The following is a 12,441-nucleotide window of genomic DNA, read 5'->3' as shown; positions in this document are numbered from 1 at the left end:
CTTGGCCGGTCAGCCCGGCTTGCGCTCCGGGTCGCCGGGCAACGGCGGCCGGGCGGCCGTTTCGGTGGCGTTGCCGTTGTGGGTGTTGCTGCTGCCTTCGCCTTCGCCTTCGCCTTCGCCGTTGCCGACAGGCCGCGATCCATCCGCGTACGCGACGAGGCTGCGCTGCGGATTGGCGATCCGGATGCCGCGTTCGCGGAACGTTTCCGCAATCCGCCGGTTGAATTCGCGCTGCACGCTCCAGCGCGTCGAGTCCGTACACTGCATCTGTCCGGCGAGCGCGAGCGCCGCGCCGTCGACCTGGTCGACGCCCCAGTAGCTGAAGTCCGACAGGATGCCGCCGTGGTACTTCGGATCGTCGCGCAATGCGGCACCGATCTCCTTCAGCGTCGCGATCGCGCGGTCGATGTCCTCGCCGTACGCGATGCTGACCTTGACGGCCGCGTTGCCGAGCCCGCGATTCGTGTTGTTGACGGTCGTCACCGAACTGAACGGAATCGTATACAGCGACCCGTCGCCCGCGCGCAGCCGTACGGTGCGGATCGACAGGTATTCGACCGTGCCCGACACGCCGGCGAGCGTGACCCAGTCGCCGACCTGCATCGCGTTTTCCATCAGCAGGAAGATCCCGGTGATGAAATCCTGTACGAGCTTCTGCGAGCCGAAGCCGAGCGCGACGCCGAAGATGCTGGCGCCGGCCAGCAGCGGGCCGACGTTCACGCCGAGCTGGCTGAGGCCCGTCAGCACGACGACCAGCGCGATCATCACGAACAGCAGCGAGCGCAGCATCGGCAGCAGCGTGCGCAGGCGTGCCGCGCGCACGAGATTGCCTTCGCGGGTCCATCGCTGCAGACGGCGCTCGATCGCGATGTTCGCGGCTTCCCATATGACGAGCGCGACGATCGCCGCGATCGCGATCGTCACCAGCGCGGACGCGAGCCGGTGGCCGATCGTGCCGGTCTCGAACGCGCGGAAGATCGGCACGCCCCAGATCTGCAGCAACAGCGCGACGGTCACGATGCCGATTGCGCCCGATACGATCTGGCGCAGCAGCGGGTAGTAGCGGTACGCGTGCAGGTGGACGAGCGTGCGGTCTTCGTCGCGGCGCTGGAACAGCCGCGCGAGCGCGCCGAACACGACGATCGACACGATCCGCATGCCGATCATCGCGGCGATCGAGCGGCCGCCGAGCGTGATCAGCACGCGGTAGCCGTTATGGACGTCGAGCGCCCACACGAACCACAGTGCCATCACGATGAACACCGACACGGGCGCCCAGGCGTCCGCGAGCGCGTTGCCGACCACCGCGAAGGTCGGGCGGTCCGCGCCGGCTGCGCGGATCCGTGCGGCGACCGGCCGGCGGCACTGCAGGATCAGTGCCGAGATCATCACGTGTCCGACGAGCGCGACGGCTTTCAGCAGCGCGACGTGACCGGCCTCGCTGAGGCCGAAGTTCGCGGCGATCTCGATCGCGGCCGTGCAGCCGCCGACCACGATCACGATCCGCGCGATCGAGCGTTGCGCGAAGTCGGCCCATGCGTCGCTGATATGCAGCAGCCGCAACTGCCGCGCATCGGGCTGGAAGCACAGCCGGCCGACGATCGTGACGAGCCGGCAGATCACGTAGATGTCGATCAGCGATTCGAGCGCGGATTCGATCGGCGTGCCTGCATCGCCGATCATCGACATCGTCAGGCTCGCGGCACCGACGAACACGAGCAGCGGCACCGCGCGCAGCGCGAGGCTGACAAGCGCGCGCGGCACCCGGTGCAGCAGCGTCGTGTGACGCCGCGCGTGGCCGCGGCCTTGCGATGACGCGGGCGCGGCGTCGGCGGTGTCGGAGGCGTCGGCGGTGTCGGCACCATCAGGGGCGGCGGGCGGGTCCGATGAGTCCGGTGGCGGCGCGTTGTCGTCGTCGGGCGCGGTGCGGCGCGACGAGTCGGCGCGCCGTGCGGCCAGCGCGGCCAGCGCGCGCCGCAGCAGTCGCTTCGCGAACCATTCGAACAGGAACGCGGGCACGAGCACGGCGATGATGATCCAGATCGCGTGCGTGAGATCCGCGCGCTCGTCGGCGCGCACCAGCCTGTCGTGCCACCAGCTTCCGACCGAGCCGACATCGAGCAGCGAGCGCAGCGATTCCTTCAGCGCGCTGCCGATTTCCGTGGTCCAGCGCGATCCTTGCCGGACGAGCATCGACGCGAGCCCGTTCGACGTGAGCGCGGCCGGCGCGGCGGCAGCCGACGCGCCGCTGGCCGCGTCCGCTTCGCTGGCCACGACCGCAGGTGCGCTCAATGCGCCGACAGCCGCGATCGCGCGCAGCGTCGTTTCGACCTGGGCGCGCTGGCGCGGGTTTTCGAGCACGGCGAGTGCCTGCTGGGCCTGTTGCGGCGTCAGCGCGGGCGCGGTGCCGGACGCGGCCGACGCGGCGGCCGGTGCGGGAGCGGCCGCGTGTGCGGCCGAGACGACGGCAGCGAGTAGCCAGCCGAGGAGAAGTTGTCGCATGAGTAGGCATGCGGGCGCGCATCGGCGCGCGGCCCGCCGGGCTGAACGATGGACGGAAGTTAACATGATCGCGACCGGAACCGAATAGTTCCGTCGACGAATATTCGATTCGGGCATACGCGAGGCGGCGCGGGCGTTTGCGGCTGGTTCGCGGGTTGCATCGCGATCCTGTCGGCCGGGCGTTCGGACGGGCAAGTGTCTGACACATGACTGTAGACAGTCCGACAGGTGGACACGTCCTGCTTGTCGAATCGTAAGCGTCCTGTAACGCGTGCTGGTTGGCGACCCGGTGCGCAGATGTGAATCGGGAACGGCTGAGGAGCGCGAATGGCGTGTCGTCACGCGAGCGTTCGCCCGATCATGAATCAAGGACGATCATCGCAACACGCACGTCGCATTTGATGGATTCGTATTCCTGAAGAATTACTCTTGCCCGTTGTGAAAAACCGGCAGCACATGCTCGGCGAGTTCTTCGATGACTTCGCGCACGGGCCGGTCCGATCCCGGATTCAGCGTAACGTGATGCGTGCCCGCTGCGCGCATGTCCTGCAGGATGTCGATCAATGCCCGGCGCCCGGTGGCATAGCCGAGCGGCAATGCGACGGCCGGCGCGTCGGGATGCGAGGCGAGGTCGAGCCGCATCGACACGCCGAACGCGCGAAAGGCCGGCGACGCGAGCCGGTCGACCGCCGCGCGCCACATCGAATAGCGTGCGCGCTGCGTGTCCGGATCGCGGTGGTACGTCATCCAGCCGATCGAGTGCCGTGCGATCCAGTCGACGCTCTGTCCGCCCGAGCCGACCGCGAGCATCGGCACCGCGTCGTCGCCGCGCGGCAGCAACGTGAATTCGGGCGCGTCGGGCGGCGTTTCGTCGGGCAGCACGCGCGACGGCACGCCGAGCGCGGCCGCGACGACGTCCCAATGTTCGCGATAGCGGTCGCGCCGCGTTTGCGCGTCGACGCCGAACGCCGCGTATTCAGGCGGCCGGTCGCCGGAGCCGAGCCCGAGGATGAAGCGTTCGCCCGACAGCGTCGCGACCGACAGCGCGCCTTTCGCGATATGCAGCGGATGACGCAGCGGCAGCACGATCGCGCCGCTGGCGAGCGCGATCTCGCGCGTGCGCGACGCCAGTGCGCCGAGCAACACCCACGGGTCGAGGTGGCCGACCGGGTCGGGATAGTCGGCGCTGTTCAGCGGCACGTCGCGAATCCACAGCGCTCGAAAGCCGAGCGTATCGGCAAGCGCCGCGAGTTCGATCTGTTCGTTGAAGTCGGCGACGATGTTGCCGCTGCGAAGCAGCGGCAGCGTGAGGCCGATCGACAACTGACCGTCCGAAAAGACGCGGTGCGCGACGTCGGCGCGGGCGGGGGCGGGCGTGGTCATGTCGAATCCCTGGAGGCGGTGCTGGGCGAACGCGCGCCGGTTCGTGCGAGTGCGGCGTTCCGTGTCCGAATGCTAACGTGTTTGCGCAAAGCGGCCCTGACGCTACGCGATCCGCAGCGTCATGCCGCGCAGCGCGAGGCCGACGCGTGACGCCACGCGTCGCGACGCGCGGTTTTCGCTGTCGGTGCTGTAGAACAGCGTGCGCGTGCGAAGCGACGGCAGCCGCGACCATCCGGCGGTGGCCGCGGATGCCATGCCGCGGCCGCGAAACGCCGGGGCCGTCGCGAGACCCAGTTCGGCGCCGACATCGGATAGCCGCGCAGCGAACGCGACCGACACGACTTCGCCGTCGACGACGGCCGCGCACCACGGCGCCCACAGATCGTCGGCGCTTCGAAAGCCCATCGAGAGCAGTCCTTCGGGCATCCCGTGCGTGGAGATCGATTGCAGCAGTTGCCGGCCCGCGTCGCTGTCGCCGTCGATCAGCGCGATGCGCGCGTCGGTATCGAACTCGAGCGCGTGCGGCAGTGCGTAGACGCAGCCGAGGTTCCAGTGCGAAACGGGCGCGAGTATCGAGAGGTAGCGTTCGAGATGCGCGGGCTGCATGCGACCCGCAAGCGGCGGTTCACTGGCGGCCACACGCGCCGGTTCGTCCGCAAGGTGGCCGGGCACGTCGGCGCGTATGCCCGACAGGATGCCGTCCGCGCATCGGCCCAGCCAGAAGCGCGGCCCCGGCGAGCAGTCGGGATCGTTCTCGCGTTCGATCCGGCGATCGGGGTGCAGCCGGAACAGCGTGCGCTAGTCGATATCCAGCCAGTCTTGTGCGTAAGGCATGCGTCGCGTGCGGGTTTTCGGTCGGGCGGCGGGGAGCCGCGGGAAGGGTATAAGGCCGGGCGCACGCGTCCCGTCATGTGTGCGCCGCCCCCGTCGGGCGATTGTAAGACGATGGCGGCGGCGCGCAGAACGCGCCCGATGCCCGCCCGGACGGCGCGGCGGCGTGCCTGTCCGGCGTCGGCCGGGCGGACCATCTTCCGTGTTTCAGTTTCGAAACATTCGCGCTTTTTGCCGGTGCGCGATTCGCGCCGATGGCATTTCGGCGGCCCGCGCGGCCTTGCGGCATGAAGCATGGTGCGCTCCTTGCATATCTGTACGGGCCGTGAGCGCGGTCGCGGGCGCACTCAGCCCGGCGATCGCTTCAGTGGGTCGGACGGATAAAAGACGGGGACAAGAGAATGAAAACAGACCGAATCGCAACGCGTCGTGTTGCAAACGTGAATCGCCGACCTGCCAGGATATTCGCTTCGCCGTTGATTGCGGCGACGTGAGCGCGCGGCTTTCCGTTCCATCCGAGCAATCGGGTTCGTTATGAACGACGACGTGCATGCGTGACGCACGAGGCCGACCGGTGCCGGTCGGCCGTCGGGGATGAACCGCGAACGCATGCGGATGGCCCCGGCCTGGATCCCGGATCGTCATTCCGTAGCGCAACGCGAGTCGTCGCGCGGCGGATGCGTTCGCGCGCCGCACATGGCATCGGCGTAACGGGCCCGAAGAACCGGATCGCACCGGAATGCCGGCCGCGCAACGATACACGCGGCATCGCGGAACATGCGTAGTCCAGGGGAAGCGTTCGCTGGCCGCAGTGCGACGGACGCCGCAACATTGTGCTGTCAGTTGATCCACTACCCCGATGGATCAATTGTTGAAGCGCCCATCGCCGAGTGGCGGATGGGCGTCTTTTTTGGTGCGCAGGATTGCCGCGTGGACCGCCGGCCGGATCTCGCGGCGTTCTGTATCATGTGCTGGCGCGCGGGCCGCTCGTGCGGTCGCACGGCTTGCCAGCGCGCCCGATCACGCGTCGCCAACATGAACGAAACAGCCTTGCACGACCCCTCATCCGCTTGCGTCGAGCCGGCCGCGCTCGACGCGCTGCACACGTTCGTCGAGCGCCATCCGCGCCTGCTCGTGCTGACCGGCGCGGGCATCAGCACCGATTCCGGCATTCCCGGCTATCGCGACCGCAACGGCCAATGGATGCGCTCGCCGCCGATCCAGCTCCACGAATTTCTCGGCTCCGACGCGGCGCGGCGGCGCTACTGGGCGCGCAGCATGATCGGCTGGCCCGTCGTCGGCCGCGCGCGGCCGAACCGGTCGCACGTCGCGCTGGCGCGGCTCGGCGGCGCGGGCCGGATCGAGCGCCTCGTCACGCAGAACGTCGACGGCTTGCACCAGCGTGCGGGCAGCGACGACGTGATCGAACTGCATGGCGGGATCAACGGCGTGACCTGCCTCGAATGCGGCGCGCATCATGCGCGCGCGACGATCCAGACCGTGCTCGAAGCCGACAATCCCGAACTGCTGGGCGCGCAGGCCGAGCCGGCCGCCGACGGCGACGCGCATCTCGAATGGGCCGCGCTCGACACGTTCCGCATCCCGGCGTGCCCCGCATGCGGCGGCCTGCTGAAACCGGCGGTCGTGTTCTTCGGCGAGAACGTGCCGCGCGAGCGCGTGGCGCTGGCCGCGCAGGCGCTCGAGGCGGCCGATGCGCTGCTCGTCGTCGGGTCGTCGCTGATGGTGTATTCCGGTTACCGCTTCTGCGTGTGGGCGCAGGCGCAGCACAAGCCGGTGGCCGCGCTCAATCTCGGCCATACGCGCGCCGATCCGATGCTGACGCTGAAGGTCGAGGCGCAGTGCGCACTCGCGCTCGACGCACTGACCGCGCGGCTGGGCCTCGCGGGCAACGCAGCGGAGCACGCATCGTGACCGGCTCGACAGCTACACCCGATCCGTCCGCGCGGCTGTCGGCGCCGGCGGCCGAACGCAATCGCGGGCCGATCCTCGACGTGTTGCGCCGCGTGCTGCCGGCGACCGGCAACGTGCTCGAAATCGCGAGCGGCACGGGACAGCACGTCGTCCACTTCGCGCAGGCGCTGCCGGGCCTGCGCTGGCAGCCGAGCGATCCCGACGCGCACGCGCGGCGCTCGATCGCCGCGTGGATCGCGCATGCGGGCCTCGCGAACGTCGCGGGGCCGCTGGCGTTCGACGTGCGCGACGCATCGTGGCCGGTCGACGCGCTCGACGCGATCGTCTGCATCAACATGATTCACATCTCGCCGTGGGCCTGTACCGACGCGCTGTTCGCGGGCGCGTCGCGCCTGCTGCGGCCGGGCGGCGTGCTGTTCCTGTACGGCCCGTATCGTCGCGAAGGCCGGCATACGGCGCCGTCGAACGAGGCGTTCGACCTGCAGTTGCGCAGCCGCGATCCGTCGTGGGGCGTGCGCGATCTCGAAACCGTCGTCGCGCTCGGCCTCGATCGCGGGCTCGACTGCATCGAGGTCGTCGAGATGCCGGCGAACAACCTGAGCGTCGTGTTCCGGCGGCTTCCGCACGCGGAGCAATGACACGCAAGCGCGCATCGCCGCCGGGTTTCCACTATCCTTTCGCCTGTGCGCGCGGCCCGGGTCGGGTCGCGCCCCGTTTTTTCCGGAGAATTGACTAATGGGCAAACAAGCAATCGGTGTGATCGGGCTCGCGGTGATGGGCCGCAATCTCGCACTCAATATCGAGAGCCGCGGTTACGCGGTGTCGGTGTACAACCGCAGCCGCGAGAAAACCGACGAACTGATCGCCGAATTCCCCGGCCGCAATCTGGTGCCGACTTATACGCTCGAGGAATTCGTCGCGTCGCTCGAAACGCCGCGCCGGATCCTGATGATGGTGAAGGCCGGCGAGGCGACCGATGCGACGATCGCGTCGCTCAAGCCGCTGCTCGAGAAGGGCGACGTGCTGATCGACGGCGGCAATACGCACTTCACCGACACGATCCGCCGCAACCAGGAACTCGCGCAAGCGGGCCTGCATTTCATCGGCACCGGCGTGTCGGGCGGCGAAGAGGGCGCGCTGCGCGGCCCGTCGATCATGCCCGGCGGCCAGCGCGACGCGTACGACCTCGTCGAGCCGATCCTCAAGCAGATCGCCGCGAAGGCACCGTCGGACGGCGAGCCGTGCGTCGCGTACATGGGCCCGGACGGTGCGGGCCACTACGTGAAGATGGTCCACAACGGTATCGAATACGGCGACATGCAGCTGATCGCCGAAAGCTACTCGGTGCTGAAGGACGTCGCGGGGCTGACCAACGACGAACTCGGCGCGGTGTACACCGAATGGAACCAGGGCGAACTCGACAGCTACCTGATCGAGATCACGTCGAAGATCTTCGGCAAGAAGGACGAAGAAACCGGCAAGCACCTCGTCGACGTGATCCTCGATCGCGCCGCGCAGAAGGGCACCGGCAAGTGGACGAGCCAGAACGCGCTGGATCTCGGCGTGCCGCTGCCGCTCATCACGGAATCGGTGTTCGCGCGCGTGCTGTCGTCGCTGAAGACCGAGCGCGTCGCGGCCAGCAAGATCCTGTCGGGCCCGACCGCCGCGCCGTTCGACGGCGATCGCACCGCGTTCGTCGAAGCGGTGCGCCGCGCGCTGTACCTGAGCAAGGTGATCTCGTACGCGCAGGGCTTCGCGCAACTGCGCACGGCGTCCGAAGAGTACGGCTGGAACCTCGATCTCGGGACCATCGCGAAGATCTTCCGCGCGGGCTGCATCATCCGCGCGCGCTTCCTGCAGAAAATTACGGACGCGTATGCGAAGGATCCGGCGCTCGCGAACCTGCTGCTGGATCCGTACTTCCAGGACATCGCCGCGAATTACCAGGCATCGCTGCGCGACGTCGTGGTCGCCGCGGTGAAGGCCGGTGTGCCGGTGCCGGCGTTCGCGTCGGCGGTCGCGTACTTCGACAGCTACCGTTCCGAGCGGTTGCCGGCGAACCTCGTGCAGGCGCAGCGCGACTTCTTCGGTGCGCACACGTTCGAGCGTACCGACAAGCCGGGCAGCTTCCACGCGAACTGGTCGTAACCGGCCCGCGACGGCAGCATTGTTGCGAAAATCTATTCTATGAATAGGGTTTCTCTATCCCGGATGCCGACATTGTTGGCTCCGGGGAAACAGTGTTTTCGCTCTTTCATGGTTTTCCCTAGGGGACGCCGGGACTAAACTCTGTTCCATCGCTGCAGACATGGTGTGTGCGGCGGAGCAAAAAAATCCCGGAGGTAATCATGAAATCGCTGATCGCAACGTTCGCTGCTGCCGCTGTCCTCGCCGTTCCCGCCGTCTCGTTCGCCCAACAGAACGCGCCCGTCACCCGTGCGCAGGTGAAGGCCGAACTGGTCCAACTGCAACAGGCCGGCTACAAGCTGGGCAGCGACCGGACGAACTACCCGGAAGGCATCCTGGCTGCTGAAGCCCGTGCGAACCCGCAACAGAACGTCGCCGCCGCCGACACGACCGGCTATGGCGCGCAACCGGCCGCCGCGCAAGAATCGGGCGCTCCGGCCGCGGCAAAGACCGGCTGGCAAGTCAAGCGTATCGCTGACGGCGCACCGGTCTACAAGGGTCGTTAATGGCGCGGCCGCCCCGGCGGCCAAACCTGACCCCATGTAGTACAAACAGCCCGTCGTTCCGCTTCGCGGAACGACGGGCTGTTTTTCATTGGTGGCACGTGCGGCGCCGGTTCCGCTTTGCGGAACGGCGGGCTGTTTTCATGGGTGGCACATGCGGCGCCAGCGGTCAGTGCAGTGCTCGCCTGCCGCGGCCGATATCGCGGAACAGCGCTTCGGCCGGCTCCAGCACCTGCAGCCACGTTTCGTCGTAGCCGCTCAGCGTATCGAGCGCATCGCGCAGCCGCTCGAGCGCGAGGACCGGCAGCTCGACGCTGTGGCGCGTGGCGCCCGTCAGGTGCGCGACGCTCGCCAACTGGACGAGCGCATCGGCCGCCTCGGCGACGTCGGTCGCGAACAGCAGGTGCCGGTTGAGCAATTCGACCAGGCCGCTGGAGCCGGCGAAATCGTCCGCATTGAGCTGCACCGAAAGAAACGTCGCATTGTTCATTGCCATGCTCCTCGTTGTCGTTGGATTGCGCTGCGCAACACCGAGTATAGGCGGCGATCGAAGGGGAGAATGTGACGAAGCCGAGACGGCAGATGGCGGCGGCGAAGTGTGCACAATACCGGCGGCAGGCCCGCCGGCCGGCCCGCGCGGCGCGGTTCGCGGGCCATCGGCACGCTTGGGCGGGGCCGCAAGATTGTTGCCGGAACCTGCAACTGTCGCGGTCCTGACCGCGACAAATGGTATCTTTGCCGGTCGGAACGACGCGGAAAAGGGGCCGGTGAGCCCGTTCGCACCGACGTTCCGCTGTGGAAACTGACGGCCGCGAGAGCGGTCGGATACTGGTTGGTCCGGCCGTCCGGCCGGACATCGTGCGTCGCGCGCCGGAGGGCGGTGGGCGGCGCGACGACGCAAATCCGGGAGGACCCTTGAGAAAAACTATTCCCATCCACGATTCGCTGGCGCGCTGGCTGCCGCAGGCGGCGCTCGTCGCCACGGCCGTCGCGCTGTCGGGCTGTACGCTGACGCCGTGGACCGACAACTGGCAGCCGTCGCGTTCGTCGACGCCGACTTCGGTCGCGACGCCGGGTGTGATCGCCGGCTATTACCGCGTGAACCCGGGCGACACGCTCGCGGGCATCGCGAGCGCCTACGGGCAGCGCGTGCAGGACGTGGCGAGCTGGAACCGCATGGCGCCTACCGACGCCGTGTCGCCCGGCCAGGTGCTGCGCGTCGCGCCGCCTGCCGCGACGTCGTTCGGGCAGCCGCCCGCGGCAGCCGCACAGCCGGGCTCGCTCGCCTGGCCGGCCACGGGCGTCGTCGCGACGCCGTTTGCGGCCGGCAAGGCGCGCGGCATCGTGATCGCCGCATCCGGGCCGGACCATTCGGTGCGCGCCGCGGCGAACGGGCGGGTGGTCTACGCCGGGTCGGGCGTCAAGGCCTACGGCCCGCTCGTGATCCTGAAGCACGACAACGGGCTCATCACGGCCTACGGTCACAACGGCAAGCTGCTCGTCAATGAAGGCGACGCGGTGCGCCAGGGCCAGCCGGTCGCCGAGATGGGCACCGACGCGAGCGGCCGTTCGACGTTCGAATTCGAAGTCCGCCAGAACGGCAAGGTCGTCGACCCGATGAACTTCCTGCCGCGCAACGGCGGCTGACGAGCCGCAGCGCCACGTGTGCGCCGGGCGGCGCACACGCTCCCGCCTTCTTCCCCCTTCATCCTTCCTTCAGCGTCGCGGTGCCGGACTGTCTCGCGTGATTGCCGAGCCAGCGGATGCCCAGTGCGAGTGCCGCCGCGCCGAGCGCGATCAGCGAGCACTGGATCGCCACCGGCAGGTAGCCGTGCGGCCGCGGATCGACGAACGGATAGGGATACCAGTTCTCCAGCGCGCCGCGCACGAGCGTGTAGCCGAGATAGACGCCCGGAAAGCCGAGCCACGCGAGCGCGCTGCGCCGCGCGATCGGCGAGCGCGGCTCCACGTACAGCCAGTCGCACAGCATGACGAGCGGCACGATCCGGTGCAGCACCCAGTTGTTGAATGCCGGCGTGACGTGGCGCAGCGCATCGACGCGCGCGAGCAGGAGTTCGTAGACGATCGCGGTGATCAGCACGTACAGCACGGCCGCGCCGCGCATCGATTCGTAGCGGGCCGAGCCGGGGCGCGCGATGCGCCAGAGCCCCGCGGCCAGCATCACGGCCGCATAGAGGCTGCTCAGTTGCGTGAAGTAGCTGAGGTAATTGCCGAGCTGAAACGCGGGCATGCCCCAGTAGCCGGCGATGCTGTGCAACGTCGTGGACACCGCGAGCAACGCGGCAGTCAGCCGGTAGGCCGCAACGAAGAACGCCTTGCTCATGATGCGCGCGCAACGTCGACACCAAAGCTTCATCGTGCCACAGCCGTTCCCGTGCGCGATGCGGATTTTCCATATGCGGGGCCCGCGCGGCGCGCGTTGACGATTCGTAGGATATTTGACCGCGCCGCGCAAAACCGGACACCCGTGCGGCTACAATCGTGGCAGCTGCGCCCCTCCCCGCATACAACACGAGACGTCGCATGAGAAACATCCTCGCGAAACAGACGCGCTACAGCTCGCCCGCGATCTTCTTCCACTGGGCCATCTTCCTGCTGGTGGCGCTGGCCTACCTGGCCATCGAGATTCGCGGGCCGAAAGGCAGCGACAGCCGGGTGTTCTGGATGAACGTGCACCTCACCGCGGGCACGTTCGTGCTCGTGCTGTCGGTGCTGCGTGTGCTGTGGCGGGTCGTCAGCCGCGTGCCGGAAGCCATTCCGCAGGCCGCGCTGCTGCGCTGGCTCTCGAAGCTCTCGCATGTCGCGCTCTATGTGTTCATCATCGCGCAGCCGCTGCTCGGCATCATGATGATCAACCTGGGCGGCAAGCCGGTGTCGCTCGACTGGCTCGGCGTGTCGTTCACGCTGTTCGGCCCCGACAAGGCGCTGCGGCCGACGATCAAGGCAGCACACGAGCTGATCGGCAACGCGTTCTACTTCGTGATCGGCCTGCATGCACTGGCCGCGCTGTACCACCATTTCATCCGGCGCGACGACGTGTTGCGCCGCATCGCACCCTGAGCGTCGCGTTCCGGACGCGCGC

11 protein-coding genes are annotated in these 12,441 nt (G+C 68.2%); 6 read left to right on the top strand and 5 right to left on the bottom strand.

Going from position 1 to position 12,441, the window contains the following annotated elements; genetic code table 11:
* Positions 1-9: 9 nt before the first annotated feature.
* From JYG32_RS23520 to JYG32_RS23510, 3 genes are all read right to left on the bottom strand, one after another.
* Positions 10-2,502, bottom strand: a complete 2,493-nt coding sequence (locus tag JYG32_RS23520; protein ID WP_213267149.1) for a mechanosensitive ion channel family protein — start codon at positions 2,500-2,502, stop codon at positions 10-12.
* A 423-nt stretch (positions 2,503-2,925) separates the two neighbouring features.
* Positions 2,926-3,885, bottom strand: coding sequence for an LLM class oxidoreductase (locus JYG32_RS23515; protein WP_213267148.1), 960 nt, complete (start codon positions 3,883-3,885; stop codon positions 2,926-2,928).
* Positions 3,886-3,987: 102 nt separating this feature from the next.
* Positions 3,988-4,524, bottom strand: a complete 537-nt coding sequence (locus tag JYG32_RS23510; protein WP_249744853.1) for a GNAT family N-acetyltransferase — start codon at positions 4,522-4,524, stop codon at positions 3,988-3,990.
* Positions 4,525-5,751: 1,227 nt separating this feature from the next.
* On the opposite strand from JYG32_RS23510, the gene JYG32_RS23505 reads away from it, so the two are divergent.
* The 4 genes from JYG32_RS23505 to JYG32_RS23490 all read left to right on the top strand — a co-directional run bounded on the left by JYG32_RS23505 (position 5,752) and on the right by JYG32_RS23490 (position 9,341).
* A complete protein-coding gene (locus JYG32_RS23505) occupies positions 5,752-6,648 on the top strand; it encodes an NAD-dependent protein deacetylase (RefSeq protein WP_213267147.1) in 897 nt (298 codons plus the stop codon).
* Positions 6,645-7,286: a DUF938 domain-containing protein gene (locus JYG32_RS23500; protein WP_174378817.1), complete on the top strand. Its 642-nt coding sequence runs from the start codon at positions 6,645-6,647 to the stop codon at positions 7,284-7,286. The genes JYG32_RS23505 and JYG32_RS23500 overlap by 4 nt, the downstream gene beginning before the upstream one ends.
* Before the next feature lie 97 nt (positions 7,287-7,383).
* Entirely contained in the window at positions 7,384-8,796 is a 1,413-nt protein-coding gene (gene gndA, locus JYG32_RS23495) for an NADP-dependent phosphogluconate dehydrogenase (protein ID WP_213267146.1), read from the top strand.
* Positions 8,797-8,996: 200 nt separating this feature from the next.
* The gene (locus tag JYG32_RS23490; RefSeq protein ID WP_174378815.1) at positions 8,997-9,341 is read left to right on the top strand and encodes a DUF4148 domain-containing protein; all 345 of its coding nucleotides are present in this window, start codon (positions 8,997-8,999) and stop codon (positions 9,339-9,341) included.
* A gap of 166 nt (positions 9,342-9,507) precedes the next feature.
* Here JYG32_RS23490 and JYG32_RS23485 read toward each other — a convergent pair whose 3' ends face one another.
* Positions 9,508-9,828: a hypothetical protein gene (locus JYG32_RS23485; RefSeq protein ID WP_174378814.1), complete on the bottom strand. Its 321-nt coding sequence runs from the start codon at positions 9,826-9,828 to the stop codon at positions 9,508-9,510.
* 425 nt (positions 9,829-10,253) lie between these two features.
* Here JYG32_RS23485 and JYG32_RS23480 point away from each other — a divergent pair, with 425 nt between their 5' ends.
* Complete coding sequence (locus JYG32_RS23480; protein WP_213267145.1) at positions 10,254-10,985, top strand: peptidoglycan DD-metalloendopeptidase family protein; 732 nt, start codon at positions 10,254-10,256, stop codon at positions 10,983-10,985.
* Positions 10,986-11,043: 58 nt separating this feature from the next.
* Here the strand turns inward: JYG32_RS23480 and JYG32_RS23475 are convergent, their stop codons facing one another.
* Positions 11,044-11,682 carry a Pr6Pr family membrane protein gene (locus tag JYG32_RS23475; RefSeq protein WP_174378812.1) on the bottom strand — a complete coding sequence of 213 codons (639 nt, stop codon included), beginning with the start codon at positions 11,680-11,682 and terminating at the stop codon, positions 11,044-11,046.
* A 200-nt stretch (positions 11,683-11,882) separates the two neighbouring features.
* On the opposite strand from JYG32_RS23475, the gene JYG32_RS23470 reads away from it, so the two are divergent.
* Complete coding sequence (locus JYG32_RS23470) at positions 11,883-12,419, top strand: cytochrome b (protein WP_174378811.1); 537 nt, start codon at positions 11,883-11,885, stop codon at positions 12,417-12,419.
* Positions 12,420-12,441 lie beyond the last annotated feature (22 nt).

The organism is Burkholderia pyrrocinia, from assembly GCF_018417535.1.
Classification (GTDB): Bacteria; Pseudomonadota; Gammaproteobacteria; order Burkholderiales; family Burkholderiaceae; genus Burkholderia; species Burkholderia pyrrocinia_E.
The sequence above is the reverse complement of the archived record's forward strand: the minus strand, read 5'-3'. Positions and strand labels throughout refer to the sequence as shown.

Bases quoted from the DNA above. Each gene is read 5' to 3' on its own strand.
- JYG32_RS23520 (WP_213267149.1), bottom strand. From the start codon at position 2,502: ATGCGACAACTTCTCCTCGGCTGGCTACTCGCTGCCGTCGTCTCGGCC.
- JYG32_RS23515 (WP_213267148.1), bottom strand. From the start codon at position 3,885: ATGACCACGCCCGCCCCCGCCCGCGCCGACGTCGCGCACCGCGTCTTT.
- JYG32_RS23505 (WP_213267147.1), top strand. From the start codon at position 5,752: ATGAACGAAACAGCCTTGCACGACCCCTCATCCGCTTGCGTCGAGCCG.
- gndA (WP_213267146.1), top strand. From the start codon at position 7,384: ATGGGCAAACAAGCAATCGGTGTGATCGGGCTCGCGGTGATGGGCCGC.
- JYG32_RS23490 (WP_174378815.1), top strand. From the start codon at position 8,997: ATGAAATCGCTGATCGCAACGTTCGCTGCTGCCGCTGTCCTCGCCGTT.
- JYG32_RS23485 (WP_174378814.1), bottom strand. From the start codon at position 9,828: ATGAACAATGCGACGTTTCTTTCGGTGCAGCTCAATGCGGACGATTTC.
- JYG32_RS23475 (WP_174378812.1), bottom strand. From the start codon at position 11,682: ATGAGCAAGGCGTTCTTCGTTGCGGCCTACCGGCTGACTGCCGCGTTG.
- JYG32_RS23470 (WP_174378811.1), top strand. From the start codon at position 11,883: ATGAGAAACATCCTCGCGAAACAGACGCGCTACAGCTCGCCCGCGATC.